The organism is Streptomyces scabichelini, from assembly GCF_011045015.1.
Classification (GTDB): Bacteria; Actinomycetota; Actinomycetes; order Streptomycetales; family Streptomycetaceae; genus Streptomyces; species Streptomyces scabichelini.
On sequence record NZ_JAAKZY010000101.1, the window covers coordinates 16801 to 36416 of the forward strand.

The 19616-nt window shown below is 67.8% G+C and carries 15 protein-coding genes and 1 pseudogene; 5 read left to right on the forward strand and 11 right to left on the reverse strand.

The window, feature by feature from the left end; all coding sequences use genetic code 11:
- Window positions 1-8: 8 nt before the first annotated feature.
- Entirely contained in the window at window positions 9-1862 is a 1854-nt protein-coding gene (locus G5C60_RS28025) for an MOSC domain-containing protein (protein ID WP_165263710.1), read from the reverse strand.
- Complete coding sequence (locus G5C60_RS28030; RefSeq protein ID WP_338145949.1) at window positions 1859-3538, reverse strand: CocE/NonD family hydrolase; 1680 nt, start codon at window positions 3536-3538, stop codon at window positions 1859-1861. The genes G5C60_RS28025 and G5C60_RS28030 overlap by 4 nt, the downstream gene beginning before the upstream one ends.
- A 618-nt stretch (window positions 3539-4156) precedes the next feature.
- Here G5C60_RS28030 and G5C60_RS28035 point away from each other — a divergent pair.
- A complete protein-coding gene (locus tag G5C60_RS28035) occupies window positions 4157-4753 on the forward strand; it encodes a TetR/AcrR family transcriptional regulator (RefSeq protein ID WP_165263711.1) in 597 nt (198 codons plus the stop codon).
- A gap of 46 nt (window positions 4754-4799) precedes the next feature.
- Here the strand turns inward: G5C60_RS28035 and G5C60_RS28040 are convergent, their stop codons facing one another.
- The 8 genes from G5C60_RS28040 to G5C60_RS28075 form a co-directional block, all read right to left on the reverse strand.
- A complete protein-coding gene (locus tag G5C60_RS28040) occupies window positions 4800-5018 on the reverse strand; it encodes a hypothetical protein (protein WP_165263712.1) in 219 nt (72 codons plus the stop codon).
- Window positions 5019-5388: 370 nt separating this feature from the next.
- Window positions 5389-6231, reverse strand: coding sequence for an ABC transporter ATP-binding protein (locus tag G5C60_RS28045; protein ID WP_165263713.1), 843 nt, complete (start codon window positions 6229-6231; stop codon window positions 5389-5391).
- Window positions 6231-7241, reverse strand: coding sequence for an ABC transporter ATP-binding protein (locus G5C60_RS28050; RefSeq protein WP_165263714.1), 1011 nt, complete (start codon window positions 7239-7241; stop codon window positions 6231-6233). Before G5C60_RS28050 ends, G5C60_RS28045 begins: the two co-directional genes overlap by 1 nt.
- Window positions 7238-8101 (reverse strand): ABC transporter permease, encoded by an 864-nt coding sequence (locus G5C60_RS28055; RefSeq protein ID WP_165263715.1) that lies wholly within the window; start codon window positions 8099-8101, stop codon window positions 7238-7240. Before G5C60_RS28055 ends, G5C60_RS28050 begins: the two co-directional genes overlap by 4 nt.
- The gene (locus G5C60_RS28060) at window positions 8098-8997 is read right to left on the reverse strand and encodes an ABC transporter permease (protein ID WP_420907417.1); all 900 of its coding nucleotides are present in this window, start codon (window positions 8995-8997) and stop codon (window positions 8098-8100) included. The genes G5C60_RS28055 and G5C60_RS28060 overlap by 4 nt, the downstream gene beginning before the upstream one ends.
- Before the next feature lie 98 nt (window positions 8998-9095).
- On the reverse strand, window positions 9096-10748 hold the full coding sequence (locus G5C60_RS28065) for an ABC transporter substrate-binding protein (RefSeq protein ID WP_165263716.1): 1653 nt from the start codon (window positions 10746-10748) through the stop codon (window positions 9096-9098).
- Window positions 10749-11097: 349 nt separating this feature from the next.
- On the reverse strand, window positions 11098-11580 hold the full coding sequence (locus G5C60_RS28070; RefSeq protein WP_165263717.1) for a hotdog family protein: 483 nt from the start codon (window positions 11578-11580) through the stop codon (window positions 11098-11100).
- A gap of 5 nt (window positions 11581-11585) precedes the next feature.
- A complete protein-coding gene (locus G5C60_RS28075) occupies window positions 11586-13739 on the reverse strand; it encodes an acetate--CoA ligase family protein (protein ID WP_165263718.1) in 2154 nt (717 codons plus the stop codon).
- Between the two features lie 83 nt (window positions 13740-13822).
- Between G5C60_RS28075 and G5C60_RS28080 the strand changes: the two genes are divergently transcribed.
- The 3 genes and pseudogenes from G5C60_RS28080 to G5C60_RS28090 all read left to right on the forward strand — a co-directional run.
- Entirely contained in the window at window positions 13823-15259 is a 1437-nt protein-coding gene (locus G5C60_RS28080; RefSeq protein WP_165263719.1) for an amidase, read from the forward strand.
- 737 nt (window positions 15260-15996) lie between these two features.
- Window positions 15997-16293 carry a winged helix-turn-helix transcriptional regulator gene (locus tag G5C60_RS28085; protein ID WP_165263720.1) on the forward strand — a complete coding sequence of 99 codons (297 nt, stop codon included), beginning with the start codon at window positions 15997-15999 and terminating at the stop codon, window positions 16291-16293.
- Between the two features lie 643 nt (window positions 16294-16936).
- Window positions 16937-17131: pseudogene (locus G5C60_RS28090) on the forward strand (PIN domain-containing protein); the annotation flags it as partial.
- Window positions 17132-17312: 181 nt separating this feature from the next.
- Here G5C60_RS28090 and G5C60_RS28095 read toward each other — a convergent pair.
- Window positions 17313-18062 carry a hypothetical protein gene (locus G5C60_RS28095; RefSeq protein ID WP_165263721.1) on the reverse strand — a complete coding sequence of 250 codons (750 nt, stop codon included), beginning with the start codon at window positions 18060-18062 and terminating at the stop codon, window positions 17313-17315.
- Between the two features lie 261 nt (window positions 18063-18323).
- Here G5C60_RS28095 and G5C60_RS28100 point away from each other — a divergent pair.
- Window positions 18324-19616: ABC transporter substrate-binding protein (locus G5C60_RS28100; RefSeq protein ID WP_165263722.1), on the forward strand; the 1293-nt coding region annotated here is incomplete at its 3' end.

Below are 19616 nucleotides of genomic sequence, written 5' to 3' on the forward strand. Positions count from 1 at the left end.
AGGATCCGTCAGTTCTCGTCGACCACGAGATCCGCCGTCGGGACCGAGCAGCAGAGCAGGACCTGTCCGTCCCGGGGTTCCACTAGCGGGTCGACGAGATAGGCCGTCTGGCCATGGACCGTTGCCGCGCAGGTCCCGCACACCCCGGCACGACAACTGGCGGGGAGCGCGAACCCCTGGGCCTGCGCCAGGTCGAGGAGTGTTCCCGAATCGGGGTTCCACTTGGCGGCCACCCCCGATGACCGGTAGGTGACCTGGAAGGGTCCCGCATCCGGTGCCGGGCGGGGGGTGATGTCCACGGTCCTCGGTGAGTAGAAGGCGTCGTACCGGATCGCGTTCGCAGACACCCCCACGGCCTGTACGGCCGCCCTCATGTCCGTCACGAACCGGGCGGGCCCGCACACGTGGACCTCGGTGGAGGCCGGATCCGTCAGGATGCCGGCGATGCGAGTGCCGTCAGGACGCCCGGGGTTATGTTCCACTGCGGTGTCCTCGGGCCGGGGCCCGGTCACGTACAGGTGCAGGCGGACTCGGCTCAACTGGGCAGCGGCTTGCTGGAGTTCGCCCCAGTGCGGGAGGCTGTCGATGTCGCGGACGACGTGCACGAAGTCCACCGGGCGTTCGCTGCGGGCGGCCGTCAGAGCGTGGGCCATGGCGAGTGCCGGCGTGATGCCGATGCCGGCTGTCAGGACCAGGAGGGGGCGGTTCTCCTCCGCGTCGATGACGGCATCCCCGAACGGGCCGGAGACGAGGACCTGTTCATCCTCGCGCAGGGCGGCCAGCCACGGTGACACGACGCCGTCCTCGCGGTGCTCCGCGGTGATGCGTGAGGGTCCCTCGCCGGTGCGGCTGATGGTGTAGTTGCGCCATCCCGGAGTGTCCAGGTCCGTGCGGTGCACCCGCAGGTACTGGCCGGGACGTGCCGCCGCGAGGGCGGGGCTCGGGTCCTCGATCTCGATGCTCGTGGTGGTGGCGGCCGGCCGGGTCACCGAGGTCACCCTGGCCATCCGTGGTGCCGACGCCATCTCCGCCTGGCTCAGTCCCTGGCTCGTGTACGTGAGCGCGCGGCGTGGACCGACGTACGCATGGTCGCCGACCTGGAGGCTTCCCGGCGTCCTGACCTGAGCGTAGACCCCGCAGTAGAGGTGTCCGAAGTGGCCGGCGAGGATGCCCGGGACATTAACCTCGGTGTTGCCGGTGGCCGGGGCGACAGCCGTGGCCCTGCACCTCTCTATGGGGCGCAGCACCTTCAGGTCGACCTCGCCGATGCGCAGTTGCCCGCCCAGGAGACCGAACTCCGCCCACGGGGGCAGTCCGTCGATGTACAGGTTGGCTCTGAACCGCCGTGGGTCCAGGAGGGTCTTCGCGACGCGTGCGATGTCACGGACGGTGGCCAAGTTGATGATCGATATCGGGGCGTCGGCGAAGTCCCACAGGTGGCTGCCCGAGGAGACCAGGCGCGCGGTCCGGCCCGGGGAACCGAACCAGCTCTGGATCCGGGATGCGACGAACTCGTCGTCGTCGAAACCGTCGTCGAGGCGCCCGTCTTCCCGCAGCCGGACTCGCAGTTCGCCGTCGCGTGCCGTGAGCACGACCTCGGCATCGTCCGTTCCGGTGTCCGAGACGATACGAGCCGAGTAGCCGCCGAGATCCGGTCGGGTGTCCAGGGCGTGGAAGGCCTCGTAACTCGTCCAACTGCCGTAACTCTCCAGCGGGATCACGTCGTTGGCCAGGCCGAGCAGGCGGTCGAAGCGGAGGCCGTCCGGACCGAGGAAGGCTTCGTCGAGCGATTCACCGCCCAGGCCTTTGACCGGGTAGCGCCCGATGCCGGCCAACAGCAGCGCCGGCTGCGAGGTCTTCATTCCTCCGCTCCAAGCACGGTCAACCGCACCTGACCCGGGAGGCCGCCGCCGACCGAGATCGTCTGCGTGCTGGTAGCTCCCCGTGTCGCCAGCCACGGGTTCTCCTCGGTACCGGGATGCCAGAGGTAGTGCGGGAAGTCGCTGCACGACAGCTGGAGTCGCAGGCGGTGGCCCGGGCGGAGCCGGTAGCCCGTGTGGCCGAGGTCGATCGCGACCGCTTCGCCGCGCTGGGACGGGAGCACCGCCTGTCCACGAACGAGCAGGTGGGCCGTACCGTCCGGAAACACGTCGAAGAGCTTGGCGAACACGTGCATGCCGGGTGCGGTGGACTCGACGGTGAGTTCGGCCCGTACCGGACCCGCCAGGTCCAGCGGCGTGGAGACCGGAGCCGCGGTGAAGGTCAGTACGTCGGGACGGGACTGGAGTCCGCTCTCGTCGACCCACTCGCGCAGCGCCGAGAAGGGGTCCCCGGTGATGCTGGGCACCATGTCGTGCGGGTCGTGTGTCCATCGCACCGTGCCCGATGGACCGGCGGGGAGCTCCGGGTTCTCGTGCAGCGAGCCGCCCTCCGCGTCCCGTACGGCCAGGGCGGGTTCGGCGAAGTGCAGCACCAGTTCGCGGGCCTCCGGCGGCGGCCAGTTCGTGGAGGTACGGAAGCCCACGTGACCCAGGTGCCAGCGGACCCGGGGAAGCGACTCTTCGGGCCGCTCGCCCTTGAGGAACACGTCGAAGAACTCCAGTACCGGTGCGACGTAGCGGGCAACGGTCCGGCGCAGCGCCTCGTCGTCGGTGTTGTGGTCGTTCTCCGGCTGTACGGGCGAGTGGGCGAGACGGTGGTTCTCGTGGTCGACGGAGTCCGCGTGCAGATAGGTCAGCGGGCCCCAGGCGGGGTGCGCCGCCATGGCCGTGTAGTCGCGCATGGACTCGCCCAGCAGGTTGCAGAACCAGCCGACCCCGTGCAGCGTCGGCACCGGCCGTGCCTGGAACGGGTGCCCGAGGGGGAACAGGTTGGTCGGCTGGGGATGCGGTACGCAGGTCTCGAAGGCCACCGACCTGGTTCCCGAGGCGTTGAACGCCTCTTCGAACGCCTCCAGGAGCGGTCGGCGGTCGTGGTCGACCGGGACGTGGACGATGTCGCGGGCTGCCCAGTAGTCGGCGAGGTACTTCGCCCCGTAGAGCGTGACGATCCGCTCCGGATCCCAGCGTGGCACCACCACGGTGTGGTCCATGGACGTGATGCGGGGCACGATCGCCTTGAGGGCGGGATGGCCGGAGGTGACGGCGGCCCACTGGGTGAAGCCGAAGTAGGAGTCGCCGCACATGCCCACGACGGCGTCCGACCACTGCTGCCGGGTGATCCACTCGATGGTGTCGTAGCCGTCCTCGGCCTCGTGGACGAAGGGCACCGTCTCGCCCTGGGAGCGGAACTTGCCGCGCACGTCCTGGACGACCGTGACGTAGCCGTGTGCGGTGAGTTCCGCGGCGATCTGTTCCATGTAGCAGTAGCGGCTGTTCTTGTCGTACGGCAGGCGGAACAGCACTGCCGGGTGCGGGCCCTGGGCGGCGGGGAGGTAGACGTCGGTGGCGAGTTCTACGCCGTCCCGCATGGGCACCATGTACTGCTCGGCCGCCGCACTCAGGGGGGCGGGGCCTATGCGTTCGGTGGCGATGGGCACTGTGGTGACGCTCCGTTCAAGGGGAAGTTCCGTGGCATCAGTCCGCCCCACGCGACTGAGCTTCCTACCGCCTGCGTGACACGGTCACCGAACCAGGTCCTGTGGGTACGTCAGGCGCCCGCTACGGCCTGGATATGGCCATGGGTGTCGAAGATGCTTTCTCAAAGAATTCGCTGCCCATCGAGATCTCCTGTCAGCGGACTGTGAGAGCTGTGCCGACAGGGGTCGCACGAGGGCCTTGGCAACACCGAGGCCGCGAAGGCGCACCCAGGCCCTGAAGCGGGATCGATCGCCGACAGGTTTACATAGCATATATTATATAACTAGCGTTACACCACCGCAAGAGGGGCCCCCGTCACAGCACGAACACGCCCCCCACCTGCCCCGAGGCCGTCACATTCTCGCCACCACGCCGCGATCGACGGCCGACCCGACCATGCGAGAGCGGTTCAACTCTCGGCGGTCGCGTTGCCCGAGTCTGCGCCCCGACGCCTACCAGCTGGTCGGCGTCACGCCCATGGGGAGGGCACGCAACTTTCATGTAAAGTCTGATGTACGAAACTGACGGGGTGAACGTAAGGGACGCGGGCACCCGCCAGCCGCGGACGGGGAGGAAGCATGCCGAAGTACGTCGATCCGGAGCTGCGCGCGAAAGAGATCACTGACGCGGCCGTTCGCGTTCTGGGCGAAGGCGGGTTCGCCAAGCTCACTTTGAGGAATCTTGCCAAGCGGCTGGGCGGTTCGATCACGCTCGTCACCCACTACTTCCCCAACCGTGATGTGCTCATCACAGGCATTCTTGAGCACTTCTTCGCCGAATCGGACCAGTTCGCCGAGGAGCTCGCCGCTATCGCCGATCCCGCAGAGCGGCTGCACGCGGCGCTCCTCTGGTTTCTGCCTGTTGACGAGGAGACCTTGGTCAGGGAGCGGGGGCGCATCGCGCTGGTCGCTCACCGGGACGCCGACGCGGCGGTCGACGACTTCATCACACGCTTGGAACCGGCCATGAGGGCGATCCTCGCCCAGGGCATCGCGGGCTTCGTCGAAGAGGACGAGTTCGAGGTGACGCTGGACCTGTTGCGCTCCTGGACGACCGGCATGGCTCTGTCGGCGGTGGAACATCCGGAGATCTGGACCGTTGAACGTCAACTGCGGGCTCTCGACCGGTTCCTGGCACTGCTCTCGATGCCTGCGGTCCACCGTGTGAACGCCTGAGCCGGCCGACCGAACCAGCCCCCGTGGGTCCGGCGGAGATTCCTGGCTACACCGGTCCCGGGCGAGATCCGCAGGACGCCGACGACGACGGAAACGGCCCGGCGTACGGCGAAGACCTTGGCCTGATCCAGCCGGGAGAGGACGCCAGGCAGTCGGCGCGGGTCAGCCGCACGACGGGGCGGCCGCACTCGCGCATGTAGGCGCCGACCAAGTGGTGGACGCGCTGTTTCCAGTCCTGCTCGAACGGCGGCTCCGGCCGGGCCATGCTCGGAGCTCCATGGTCTGGCACACCAGTGCCCACATGGCGCCGAGTCCTCGGGAAGCTGCGGCCGCCTCGTCGCCGACGCACGCGGCACGGGGTGATGGCAGGACGCCGCCTTGAGGCCGGCCGCGACCTGGGCCCCGCCGCCGCGTCCTCCGGGGCGCGCAGCACGTGCGCTCCGGACACGCTCGTACTGTCCGGAAGACGCCGCGGTCGGACGCCGGTTGCGGCCATCAGGGCGTCATGCGGCACGGTGTCTTCCGTCCGACAGCGCCGCGTACGGTCGGAGATCTGCTGCGTGAGGAAGGCCGCACCCACGGGTGTCGCGGGTGCGGCGTCCACACGCGGATGCCGGTCAGGATGACGTTGCCTCTCACGGGACCGGCTCGTCGACCGCAGGACGCCTGTCACGACTTCGGCTGGGCTTCCACCCCGGTCGGGGAACCGCGTCCAGGAGATCCCGTGTGTAGGGATGCTGCGGAGCATCCAGTACGCCTGCGACCTCGCCGCGTTCGACGACCTGGCCGTGGCGCATCACGACGCACGTGTCGCAGACCTGCCGGACCACCGCGAGGTCGTGGGACACGAAGAGGTAGGCCACGTCGAGCGTGTCCCTGATCTCGTTGAGCAAGGTCAGCACCTGCGCCTGAACACTGACGTCGAGCGCGGAGACCGCCTCGTCGAGGATGAGGACCCGGGGTTGCAGTACCAGGGCGCGGGCGATGGCGACCCGCTGGCGCTGGCCGCCGGACAGCCGACGGGGATACGCCTGGGCGTGCGAGGCGTCCAGTCCGACCCGCTCGAGCGCCTCGGCCACGCGGGCCCCGGCGGTCGTACGGCCGATGTCGAAGTGCAGGGCCAGCAGTTCGGACAGGCCCGCACCGATGCGCTGTCGCGGGTCGAGTGAACCGAACGGGTCCTGGAAGACCATCTGGACCAGGCGCGACCGGGCCAGGCGCTCGGCACGGCCACGAGCGGGATGCGTCCAGTCCTGGCCGGCGACCGTGATACTGCCTGAGGTGGCCATTTCCAGTCCCGCGATGATTCTGGCCGTCGTGGTCTTGCCCGACCCGGACTCGCCCACGACGGCCAGTGAGCCTCCGGGCTCCAGCACGAGATCCACGCCTTTGACGGCGTGCAGTTCCTCGCGCGCGCCGTCGTCACCGACCACGGTGAAGCTCTTGTGCAAGCCGGCTACCTCGACGATGGGACTCATCACGCTCTCACCTCCATGAATGCCTGGTCGGCGATTTCCGCCGTCCGGTGACACGCGACGAGCCGGCCCGACCGAGGCTCGAGTCGTGGGCGCTCGTCACGGCATATCTGCTGGGCAAAGGGACATCGGTCGACGAAGACGCACCCCGGGCCCACTTCGAAGGCGGAGGCGGGGCGCCCCGGGATCGCGACGAGGGGCCGCTTCTCCACCGGACTGGGACGTGAGGCCAGCAGCGCCGCCGTGTAGGGGTGCCCCGGCTGTTCGTGAACGAGGTCCGCGGGGCCGTTCTCCACCACGACCCCGGCGTACATCACGGCCAGTCGGTCGGTCACCGAGGCCGCGAGGTCGAGGTCGTGCGTGATGAACAGCATCCCGAGCCTGCGGTCCCTGCGCTGCTCGTCCAGGATGGCCATCACATCGGACTGCACCGTGACGTCGAGCGCCGTCGTCGGTTCATCGGCCAGGATCAGGTCGGGCGAGGTCATGAGGGCCATGACGATCATGACTCGCTGCAGCAGTCCGCCCGAGAGCTGGTGCGGGTACTGCCTCATACGTCGCGGACCGTCGTCCATGCCGACCTCCGCCAAGAGCCGGACGGCCAGCTCGGTCGCCTCCGGATGGCTCATCGCCTTCCGGGACGTGACCCCCTCGACCAGGAACTCGCCCACGGTGAGGAGCGGATTGGTGTGGGCGCGGGGATCCTGGTAGATCATGCCGACGTGCGACGAGCGGTAGTCGGCGAGTTCCGTACGACTCATCCCCGGCACCGAACGGCCTCGGAACAAGACCTCACCATCGAGCTGGGCGCCTCGCGGCAGCAGTCGCATGACGGCCCGGGTCGTCATGGATTTCCCTGATCCCGACTCGCCTACGAGACCGAGGGACTCCCCTTCGTCGATCGAGAGGCTGACGTCGTGGATGACCCGGCTTCGCTTCCCGTCCCGGTCGAGGTCGACACGGACGTGCCTCAGCTCCAGCAGACGCGCGTCCGGCTTCTTGGGGTCCGTCATCGCTTGGCTCCGATCTTGGAGCTGATCCGCGCCCCGAGGATGTTGAAGCAGACAACGGTGACCACGATCATGGTTCCGGCCCACAGGCTCTGCTGGAGCGCGCCGTCGAGGATCTCCGACCGCCCGTCGCTCACCATGAGCCCCCACTCGGCCGAGGGAGGCTGCACACCGAGGCCGAGGAACGACATCGCGCCGAAGTCCATCAGCGCGGAGCCGAAACCGATGGTGGCCTGTGCCAGCACGATCGGCAGGACGTTTCGCAGGATGTGCCTGGTGCAGATCCGCCATCCGGACAGACCCGCGAGCTGGAGGGCCTCGATGTAGGGACGTCGCCGCTCGGTCGCCGCGACGCTGCGTACGACCCGGGCGACATACGGCGTGTAGATCAGGGACAAGGCGATGACGAGAGCCGTGAAGCCGCGGCCGAAGAGTGCGACCGCGAGCACGGCCACCAGGATGCCCGGGACCGCGAAGACCACGTTGAGAACGCGCTTGACGGCCGAGTCGAAGGCGCCGCCGATCCAGGCCGAGGTCACGGCGACAGCCGTGCCGAGGACCGAGCTGACGAGCACGATGATCCCGGGACCCGCAAAGCTCAGCCGCGCGCCCGCGAGCAGTCGCGAGAGGATGTCGCGGCCCAGAGAGTCGGTGCCCAGAAGGTGTGCGCCCGTAGGGCCCTGGCCCGCCGCCAGGATGTCCGTCTGCGCGGGTGGGTACGGGGCCAGGAGCGGACCGAACACGGCCAGCAGTGCCAGGAGGCCGCACACGATGCTCAGCGCAAGGAGGAAACGGTCTCCGCCGAGGGGAAGTCGAAACGGGCGTGGCGTGCTGGGCAGCCGCTTCAGCGTCGTGGTGCTCATGGGCTGTGCTCCCTGAGGCGAGGATCGACCCGGGTCTGCACGAAGTCGATGACGGTGGTGACGACCACGAAGACCATGACCACCAGAACAGAGATCGCCGTGGTCGGCGCATAGTCCTTGCTGGAGACGCTTTTGACGAGCATCGACCCCACTCCGTCGATGCCGAAGGCGGTCTCCACGACGACGGAACCCGCTACGAGTCCTGCCACCGTCAGCCCGGAAGCCGTCAGCACCGGGATCGACGCGTTGCGCATCACATGCCGCCTGAGAACCAGTGATCTCGGCAGGCCACGCCCGACCGCGGTCTCGACGTGCTCGCGCACCGCCTCTTCCCGCACCGCCGCGGCAGTCATCTGGGCGACGTAGGCGACCCAGCCGATCGAGAGGGCCACCGCCGGCAGCGTGAGGTGCCACAGGCGGTCAACCACTCCTGCCCCGGAGCCGTACGTGGGGAACCAGCCGAGTTGAACGGCGAAGACGCCGATCAGCAGCGTCGAAGCGACGAAGCTCGGAATCGCGACGCCCAGGCCCGTGACACCGTTGACAAACGGGCGGAGCCGATCGCCCACGCCTCCCACGGCTCCCAGCGCGACGCCTATGACGAGGATGATGACCGCGGACATCAGCACGAGCGTCAGGGTCGTGAGCAGTCGCGGCGCCAGCAGGCTCGCTACGTCCTGCCGGCTGATCAGGGACGTGCCCAGATCGCCGTGCAGGGCATCGCCCAGCCAGTGGAAGTAGCGCACCACCACGGGTTCGTCCAGGCCGAGCTGATGACGCGCGGCTTCGCGCTGCGCGTCCGTCGCCCGGTCACCGACCACGCGCGCGACGGGGTCGCCGGGTGCCAGGGCCAGCGCCACGAAGATCACAAAGGATGCGGCGAGCACGGTGGTCACCGGCCCGACGACCCAGTGCACCACCCCACGGGTCAGCGCCCGCGCGCGACGTCGGCCAGAACCACTCGGCCGTGACTCCTTTCGGCGGGACACCGGGCTCACCCGGCCGAACCGATGAGTGCCATGGAGGGCATCGACCAGTAGGCGAAGGACGTCACGGCTCCCGTCAGGTTCTTGTTGAGGAACGACACGGTGTTGGTGCTGAGGAGCGGGATACCGCCGTTGTCGCGCTCGTAGATGTCCTGGGCTTTGACGAACAGCCGCGCGCGCTCCTTCACATCGAAGCTGGCACGAATCTGACTGATCAGCTTGGTGACCTCGGGATTGTCATAGTTTGTGTAGTTGTAGACCGACGTGGGCAGATAGACGAAGCCCGTGGGCTCGACCGGATCCTGCACACCGTTGAACGAGGAGTTGAGCATGAGGTCGACGCCGCCCCTCTTCGAGGCGTCGTACTGCGCCTGAGAGAACTCGAGGGACTGCATCGGCCGGAGTTCGATCTCCAGTCCCGCCTGCTTCGCCTGCTGCTGGACCAACTGGGCAACCTGCCCGTACGTCTGGTTGCCGCCCTCATAAGCCACGACGATCTTCGTGCCGTCGTACGACGACTCGCCGACGAGCCGTTTTGCCGCGGCCTCATCGTGTGCGCGTTCCTTGACGAAGCGGTCGTAGGCCTTCTGGTAGATGGCGCGTCCGCCTCGTTCCCACGTGGTGGGTGTGAGGTGGGTGTAGCTGGGAGTCGCGGCTCCCTTGTAGACGACCTTGGCGAGCGCGTCCCGGTCGACGAGGACCTGAAGGGCCTGCCTCAGTCGGGCGTCTTTGAGCGGGCCGTCGGTGCGCGCCACGTCCAGCGCCAGTCCCTGGGTGGACGGCCCGAACCGCAGTGTTCCCGTGGAGGACTTCTCCAGAGCCGGGATGGCGGTCGGCGAGATCTCGTACGCGCCGTCGATCTCGCCGGCGTCCAGTGCCTGGGTCAAGGCCGTCGAATCGCTGATGAAGGTGAACTTCACCGTCGCCGGGCGGGCACGGTAGTCATCGTTCCAGTAGTGGTCGTTACGCGTCATCGTGATGCTGTCGCCGCTCTTCCAGCTCTTCAGCTCGAAGGGGCCGCTGCACATCAACCCGCCCGCCGCGGTACCGAACTTCTTCCCCGCCGCCTGCGCGAACTTCTTCTGCACGACGACACCCGCGATGGCTCCCATTTCCTTCGCGAACAGCTCATCGGGTTGCTTGAAGTCGACGGTCACCTCGGCCGGTCCGGTGACCTTGATCGACTTCACCTTCTCGAACACGAAACCGACGATCCGGGAGGGGTCGGCCGAGCGGTTGAGGCTATAGGCGACATCCTCGGCCGTCAGCTTGGAGCCGTCCCAGAATGTGACGTCGTCACGGATGGACATCACGAGTCGCGTGGGACTGACCTGCTTGAGAGACGCGAGGTTGGGCTCTGTCGAGTAGTCCGCGCGAACCCGTATCAGCGGGTCGCACAGGTTGTCGACCACCGTGCCTCCGCTGTACGTGGCGGCGTTGGCCGGGTCGATGACGTCCGGTTCTCCGGCCGACAGGTTCCACGTCAACTGGTCGATGTCACCGGTGGCGCGGGCGGTCGTGGAGGTCAGTTTCCGGGACGTGTTCGAAGGAGTCGACTCGGACTGGCCACTGCACGCCGCCAGAACGCTCAGGGCGACGATCGAGCCGAGGCCGGCCACCACTCCGCTGCGACCGCGGGAGGGACGTAGATGACGGAACATGCACACCTCCTGGGTGTGGGCACCCAGAGGCCCGGGTGTCACGTAGCGCGCAATATATAACCTGCTCTACATGAAACGCAATGGCCGGTTTGCTGCGGTCCTCGAACACTCGGGAGCGGCCTGCGAGGCATCGTTCCCCTTCGGCACGGCGGAGTATCGATGGAGTCCGGAGCATGGCAAGGAGCCCCTCGCATCGAGATGCAGAGGGGCTCCCGCAGCACTGGGCCCACCGGGCGGATGGCCCCGGACAGGCGGTGAGGTGCGCCGCGAAGCCGCGGCTGCTCCCCGGGACTTCACGGCGAAGGCACGGACCCGCGGCCTGCCGATGTTTCCGGTCACCCAGGCTGCTTCAGGTCGCTGCTCCCTCACGCCACAGCACCTGCTGCTGGACGACGAAGCCGGGCTTCTCTCTGCCCTGCACCTCAGAAGCGATACTCATGCGGAGCAGGAACCCGTCGCCGCGCTCGATGACCTCGTCGACCGTGCCCCGCACACGCCATCGGTCACTGGCTCGGGTGGGGGACACGAAGCGGACCCGGTCCATCCCGTAGTTCCATGCCACCCATGGACCTTCGACGTAGAGGACGTGGTTGACCAGGTAGTCGAGGAGTGCGACAAGGTGGTAGCCCTCGACCAGGTCGTCGGGGTAGGCCGTGAGATCGACCTCGTGGGGGCTGTCGTCGCTGTAGGTCGCGCTGTCGAACAGCGCGAGCTTCTCGGGCTCCACCTGAAACCAGTCCGTGAGGAACTCGCGGCCCTGCAACGACGGCGCATCCGAGACCTGCGGGACGACGAGGCGAACGGCCTCGGAACTCTCCTGTGCGGAATCCATGTCGCTCACAGTCCCTCCGTCTTCGCCGAAGCCACGATGAGCGCGTCGACCACGCGCACCCGCCCGCTTCCCCGCTCCACCATCACCGGATTGAAGTCGCCCTCTGCCAGCACGTCGGCGAGGTCCGCCGCCAGCCATGCGCAACGCTCGATCAGATCCACCAGAGCCCCTGTGTCCGTCGCACCGTCCTGCCTCCTGTAGCCCGCGAGGAGCCTGCCGAGGCGCGTCCGGTTCAGCAGCTCCGACGCCTCCCCCGGCGCCAGCGGGGCAAGCCCGAGCGAGACGTCCCCGATGAGCTCGACGAGGACACCTCCCGCGCCCACTGTCACCGTGGGCCCCAGGGCGGGATCGCGTACGAACCCGACCAGCACCTCGTCGGCATCGCGCACCAGCTCCTGGACCTCGTAACCGTCGATCAGGGCATGCGGCACGAGCGAGGTGATACTCGACTCGATGCCCTTGACCGCCGCTGCCAGCTGTTCCGCCGTCTCGACGCCGGTGACCACGCCGCCCACCTCACTGCGGTGACTGACGTCCGCCGACGCGACCTTCACCACTACGGGGTACCGCCCGTCCGCCCACCGCTGCGCCTCAGCGGCGTCCTTCACCAGAACCGAACTCACGACGGGTATGCCGTAAGCATCCAGCAGACGTCGGCACAGGGGCACGAGCAGTGGTCCGGAGCATGCGGACACCTCACTCCGCAAGGCCTCGACCGCATCGGGTCCGGGCAACCCGGCGGGCCGTTCGACATCCGGGACCACCGGCTGCTGGTTTCCGGCGAGGACCCGAAGCGTCGTCACGGCGTTGGCCAGCCCGCGCAGCACGGGTACCCGCGGACCCGCCATCCGCTGCACCCGCGTGCTCACCGACGCGCTGGTGGGAGAGGCGATGACCACCGGTTTACCGGTCCCGGTCTCCGCCAGCGCCCTGGCAGCCTCGTACATGCCTGCCGCGTAGGACGTCTCCTCCTCGCTCATCGCGGCAAGTGCTTCGACGAGAAGAACGACGCTGTCCACGTTCGCGTCCGCGGCCACGATCGGCATGACCTGCTGATACACGTCCTCCGTAGCCCCCGGGCTGCCTCCCACGTCCAGCGGGTTGCGCGGCTGCATTCCCGGCAGGAGCTCCGCCAGTGCCCGTACGGTGTGCTCCTCGAACTGCGGGAAATCCACTCCGAGCCGCGCGGCGACATCTGCCGCGAGCGCGGCCTCGCCTCCGCTGTCCGTGACCACCGCTGCTCTCGGCCCTGCCGCGAGCAGCCCTCCGGGCGAAGCGAGATGAGACAGGGCGACGGCAAGTTCGTCGTAGTCGGACACGAGGGGGACGTCGAGGCGGCGGAAGAGCGCGACGTAGGCATCGTCGCTTCCCACGATCGCTCCGGTGTGTGCCACCGAGGCCTGGGAGCCGGCATCCGTGCGCCCGACCTTGAGCACCACCACCGGCTTGCCGGCAAGCCGGCACCGCCCCACGGCGGCCTCGAACGCGCGAACGTCGCGGATGGACTCCATCACGACGCCGATGGCCTTGGTCTGTGTGTCGTCGGCCAGCCAGTCCAGATAGTCGGCCGTCGACGCGCCCATCTCGTTCCCCGAGGAGATGATGAACGAAAAGCCCACGCCCTCCGCGGCCCGCGCCAGGAACGAGGCCGATCCTGACTGTGTCACCAGTGCGGCGTGGCCTGCGGCCACATCGGTGAGCATGCCCTCGTAGAACCACATCGGGACGCGATCAGCGACGTTGAGGACGCCCATGCAGTTGGGTCCGTTGACGACGATGCGCGCGTTCGAGCAGAACTCGCGCAGCGAGGCGCCCTCCTCGGCGGTCAGGCCGGCCGTGGCCACCACGGCGCCGGCCACGCCCCGGTTCTCGAGTTCGCTCAGCGCCGGGACAAGGGAGGACGCGGGGATGTTCAGCAACGCGACGTCGACCCCGTCGGGCAGCTCGGCAACCGTCCGGTGAGCCTTGATGCCCTCCACCACACCACCGGCGGGATGCACCACGTGAAGGGAGCCCGCGAAGCCTGCGCGGCGCAGATTGCGGATGGCCTCGTTTCCGCCGGCGACGCGCGTGGCGGATGCGCCGAGCACAGCAATGGAGCCCGGCCTCAACAAGCGATCGATGGCTGACCTGCGGCCGGCAGCGTCGTAAATGAGCACACGCACCTCTTTTCATCCCCGTACCGAGGGGCGTAATGTAGCACGCGTTGCATAACCTTCAATATATCTCCGGGAGTGACCTGATGGACCACGACATCGCGTTCATGTCGGCGATCGAACTCGCTCGGGAATACCGGAGCCGCAAGCTCTCCCCCGTCGAAGTCGTCGACGCCCTGATCACCCGCATCGAAGAGCACAACCCGAAGATCAACGCGTTCGTGACGACCACGTTCGAGGCAGCCAGAGAGGACGCCCGACGCGCGGAGCAGGTGTTCGCGGGCGGTTCCGACGACGCGCCGCCCCTGCTGGGCATCCCCTTGACCATCAAGGACCTCACCCCCACCGCCGGCGTACGTACGACCTATGGCTCACTCCACTTCGCCGACCACGTCCCCACCGAGGACGGCGTGATCTGGGCTCGGCTGAAGGCGGCCGGAGCTGTGCTCCTGGGCAAGACGACCACTCCGGAGTTCGGCGGCCACTCCGTCACCGAGAGTCCGTTGACGGGAGTCACCAACAACCCCTGGGACCTCGCCCGGACGACGGGAGGGTCGAGCGGCGGAGCGGCGGCCGCGATCGCCGCGGGCTTCGGGCCCCTGGCGGTCGGCAGCGACGGCGGCGGCTCCATCCGCGTACCGTCGTCCTACTGCGGAGTCGTCGGCCTCAAGGCCTCGATCGGACGCATCCCGCGCTACCCGGAGGCGCAGGCGTTCGAGTCGGTCGGTGCGGTCGGCCCCATGACGCGCACCGTCGCGGACAACGCCCTGATGCTCTCGGTCGTCGCCGGCCCACACTCTCGCGAGCCCTACTCACTGATGGAGAGCGGAGTCGACTACCTGGCGCTCGCGCAGACCGGATCCCTCGCCGGCGTACGTGTCGCGGTCAGCCCCGAACTCGGCAACCCTCCCATCCAGTCCTGCGTGCGCGAAGCCGTCCTGGCAGCCGCAGGCGTCTTCGGCGCCGAACTCGGCGCGGTCGTCTCCCCCGTCGACGTACACCTCCCCGACCCGATGGAGTACTTCGTCAAATGGTGGGGGCCGATCATCGCGGCCGGGATGGGCGAGTTGGTGGACCACATGAGCGAACCCGAACTCACACATCCGCTGATCCGGTCGTTCATGAAGCGGGCGGACGGGGTGTCGGCGAAGGAGTTCGCGCACACCGCGTTCACCGAACGGCAGCAGATCCATGAGGCGTTCGCCTCGGTCTTCGACGACCATGAGCTCCTCATCTGGGCCACCACACCCACCACCGCCTTCCCCCACCCCGGCCCTGCGGGCGGCCCCTTGACCGTCGCCGGGGCCGAGGTCAGCGAGCCCGCGTTCGACAACCAGCGCCTCACCGAAGCCATCTCGCACGCGGGATACCCCGCCATCTCCATCCCCTGCGGTTTCGACGCCGACGGACTGCCCATCGGCCTGCAGATCGCGGGGCGCCACGGACAGGACGCCACGGTGCTGCGCGCGGCGCTGGCCTTCGAGTCGGCGCGTCCGTGGGCACACAGGCGCCCGGCGCTGTAGGTCTGTCCATCCCCTGCCGCGGCGCGAGCTCCCGTCGCAAGAGCCCTGGATTGCGAGCCAGGGCCCTTGAGGTCGCGTGTCCGCTGGTTGACTACTTCGCGGGTGGCAGCGAAAGGTGGATTCCTACGGCAATACGCAGTTGCCTGGCCCCGCGGCTCTCGGCGCCCATCTCGTTTACGCTCGCGGCACCGCAGTGCGCGGCGTTGCTTTTCTGGCAGGGTGGCGGCCGACTCGCCCACCAGGGAGACGTCGCGGCTTTCGCCGTCGCGGCTGCCCCGGCACCACCACACCGGTGAACCGGCCGCGTCCGTTTCGCCCTGGTACCAGTCGTCAGTGATCCCTGCGCGACGAGGGTGCATTCCGATCTTGTGTTCCGAGCAGATCGGCCAGGCCCGCCAGAGCAACTCCATGATGGTCGACTGCGCCGCATCTGCGACCACGGTCAGGACCGTCGTCGCATCGTCCGGCTCTGGCGGGTCGCCCTCCTCCAGGTCGCACGCATTCACCGAATTGCCGTGCCAACGGCCGTCGGGCATCGCCACGTAGACCTGACCCCTTCGATTCCGCTCGGGGGCAAAGGCAGCCAAGACAGGTCAACCATCAGTATCAGTGCTTCTTGATCCGGCAGGGTCGCCATCAGGTCGCGCTAGACCACAGCGAGTGCGGCCTCCAACTTCGGCCACTGACCGGGCTCGGCCGGCCTTGGCTTTCGCGGAACGCAAGACATCGCGCGGACCATGGGTCCGCTCCCGGACTGGTGGACGCCCTTGGTGCTGAGTGAGGCGATCTACAGGATTCGGCGGTTCGACGAGTTCCGGGACTCGCTGGAGATCGCCCGCAACCCGTTGACGAACCGGCTGCGCCGACTGGTGGAGGAAGGGCGGGCTCAGAGCCCGGATACGGACCAGTGCGACAATCCCCGACGCGGCGACCGCATCGACCCTTTTCGTACGCTCGTGCCGACTCCTGTCGGTCTCGACGACGGTGTTCTCCTGCGCGCCCCGGCCGCACGACTTCGAAAGAGGGGCCGCTGACACCGTAGGACCGTTTCCTCTTGGGGCAGTTTCCTTGCCCCCGACCTGCGCACCACGGGTACCAGCATCCGCGCAGCCAGCAAATGGGACAACGAACCGGCCCGGAAACACCGTCGACTGGACACGCCTTCGCCGTCGCGGCCCCTGTACGGCCCCTGGATCCTGGCATCAACCTTCCGGGCAGCCACCCCGACCGTGAACAACCGCCTCGATCGACCACTCCACCGCAGGTCAGAGGGGCTCAGCCTCCCCCGACCGTCACCGGACCCCAAACTCACGAGCAGCGGATTCAGTCCGTCCAGGCAAAGTTGACGCTCCAACACCCGAAAATGAACGTTTCCGCAGGTCAGGACCCTGCACAGGTAGGGCGGGTGGGACTCGAACCCACGGCCGACGGATTATGAGTCCTTTGAGGATCTTGGCGGCCCTTGCCGATCCGTGCTCATCCTTGACGTTTTCGCCGGTCAGAAGGGGTGAGCATTGTCGGAGCTTCTCAGCTCTTGTCAGTCTGTTCCTGTCCTTGCGTCCCGAACACGTCCCGAATGCGTCCTGGAGGGACAAGGACACGGGGCTCCTGAGTGGCTTGTTCCAGCTCGGAGAGGAGTTTCGAACCCGTCCGCAGCGGATTGCCATTCCCAATTCGAGTACTGCAATCGCCGTCGCCGAGGGGTATGCGGACGCCGACGGCGGCAAAGGCATCGGACTGGCGGACGCGATGAACGTGGCCCTCGCCGCGGCCTACCGCACCGACGCCATGTTCACCAACGACCGCCACTTCCGCATGGTCCGCCCGCTGACCGGCCATCCAGCTTTTCACCTTCTGCCTGACGATCTGTAGCCGTTCTCAGGACGGGTGCGGCCTGCGCATGGACCCTCCTGCCGCTCGTGGTCATCGACCGCGCCGACAGCTTGGAGTTCAGGGAGTTACAGAGATCTTGCTTTGAGCTGTTGGTGATGTGCTCCGTCTGCGATCTGGCGGCCTTCGGCGCGCTCATCGACGCATGGACGTGCGAACCCACCTACGCCGGCTCGGTGAACTGGTCGAACACCATCACGGCGGCCCGGGTGGCGAGGGACCAGCCGTCCTCTCCTTTTGGGTCCTCCAGGTTGGGGTGTCCGGCGATCCAGCGCATGTGGAAGCCGTCGAGCAGGGCGGCGATGGTGGTGGCGAGGTGTTCGACCTTGTAGGGCGCGCGCATGCGTAGCCCGTAGGCGTCGAGCAGCGTCTGGTACGCCTCGCAGGCGACCTCGGTGAACGACTCGCCGTAGTGCCCCAGGGCGTCGCGGACGCGTGGGTTGGCGGCGCTGGCGTAGAAGCCGAGCAGCACGCGGTAGATCGGGTCCACGCGGTGGTTCTCGTGGTTGTCCGTCAGGACGTCGTTGAGAGCCTCCTGCCAGGTCGTGCCGCTGTCGACCGCCTCCTTGAAACGGCGGATGCTCTCCGGCAGCCCCGGGACCAGTTCGGCCTGTCGGCTGGTGAGGTGGAAGAGGAGATCCGCCTGGAAGTCGGCCTGCGCGGGCCAGATCTGGTAGATGGATCCGGTCGTGATCGCCGGTGCCGTGTCGTCGCCCAGTCTCTCCCGCATGATGCGGGTGGCTTCCTCGGTGACCCGCTTGACGCGGATATGAGCAAGGGCCGCGGAGACAGCCGCCTCGCTCGTGTCGGAGGTGCCGGCGCAGACGAGCTTGGTGGCCGCTTCCAGCATGAGGGCCCGGGTCTCTTCGGGTGACCGCCGAGGGAGCCTGCGTCTCACGGCGTGCGCCGTCATGTCCTTCCCCTCCCATTACATGATCGTTAATTCGGTGTGAAGCGGGGCGTTGACAGGGCGCAATCGTACACCTAGATTCCCGATCCGTAAGAAAGTTACGAAACTCGAAAGCGCCGATCACCTGGCCTTTCGAAGTTCCTCGGGCTGGTCCGAGGCACCGGTCACCCCGGTGCGCCCTCCTGCCTTCCTCTGCCTTCCGTGCTCTCCCCGCATGCCGTGCCGGGCACCACCCTGCCGTTTTCCGATCCTGGAGGATCCCGCATGCCCGCAACCTCACGCCCCCTAAGACTCGGCCTCGTCTCCGCCGCCATGGCGCCCCTGCTGGGCGTCGCCGCATGCAGCGGATCGGGCACCAACGCGCCCTCATCGACCGGCGCCTCTGGGGGTGCCTCCTCCGCGAGTGCGGACTCCCGCCCGGTGAGTGACGTCGTGACCGACTACCTCAGCTACGCCGACGGAAAGGCGGGTAAGGCCGACGCCGGCCTCGAACCGGTCACCCTGGGTTGGGTGAACGTCGAGGGCGGCCCCGGCGGCAGCCCCGAAGCCACCCTGGGTGCCCGTGCCGCCGTGAGGTACGTCAACGACAGGTTGGGCGGTATCAGCGGGCACCCGCTGAAACTGAACGTCTGCACGGTGGTGTCCGCCGAGGAGGAGGGACAAAAATGCGGCCAGCAACTGCTCGGCGACAAGACGGTCTCCGCCATCGGTGTCGGCAACCTCTACCTCGGCGACGCCTCCTTCAACTCCGTGATCGCGGGGAAGAAGCCCGTGCTGGTCGGAGTGGCGACGGGCCCGACTATGCCCACCGCGAAGAACACCTTCAGCACGTTCGGCGACCTGCCGCACATCTTCGGTACCTGGGGCACGTACGCCCGTGACGTGCTGAAGGCGAAGACCGCGGCGGTGATCCACACGAGCACGCCCGGCGACAAGATCGCCTCCGGGGCAGCGGTGAAGGGCCTGGAAGCCGCCGGCCTGAAGGTGAAGTCCGTCGGATTCGACGCGCAGTCCACCGATCTGCTCGGCCCGGTCACCGCGGCCGGGGCGAACACCGCGGATGTCGTGGTGCCCATCTCCATCGGTGGCGGATGCGTCGGGATCGCCAAGGCACTGAAGCAGCTCAATGTCACCAAGCCGGTGGTCTCCACGCCGCTGTGCATGTCCCCCGATGTCGCCCAGGGGCTCGGAGGGGACCTGCCCACCTGGACGTACGGCGTCGCCCAGACGCTGCCGATCGACTCCTCGGCCGCCGACTCCAAGGCGTTCCTGAAGGCCTCGGCGCAGGCGGGGCTGGACAAGGACGACCAGTCAAAGGTCTTCTCGGCGCTGGGCTGGAGCACGGTCCTGACGTACGCGAAGGTACTCAACACCGTCGGCCCGGACAAGATCACTCCCGCGTCGGTGACCGAGCAGCTCAAGAAGTTCACCGGGCCGGTCATCATGGGCGCCGCCGAGGTCAAGTGCGGCAAGTACCCGGACGCCCCCGCTGTCTGCAACGACCAGGCGAGGTTCTACCAGTACGAAGGCAAGGGCCAGTTCAAGCCCCTGACCGAC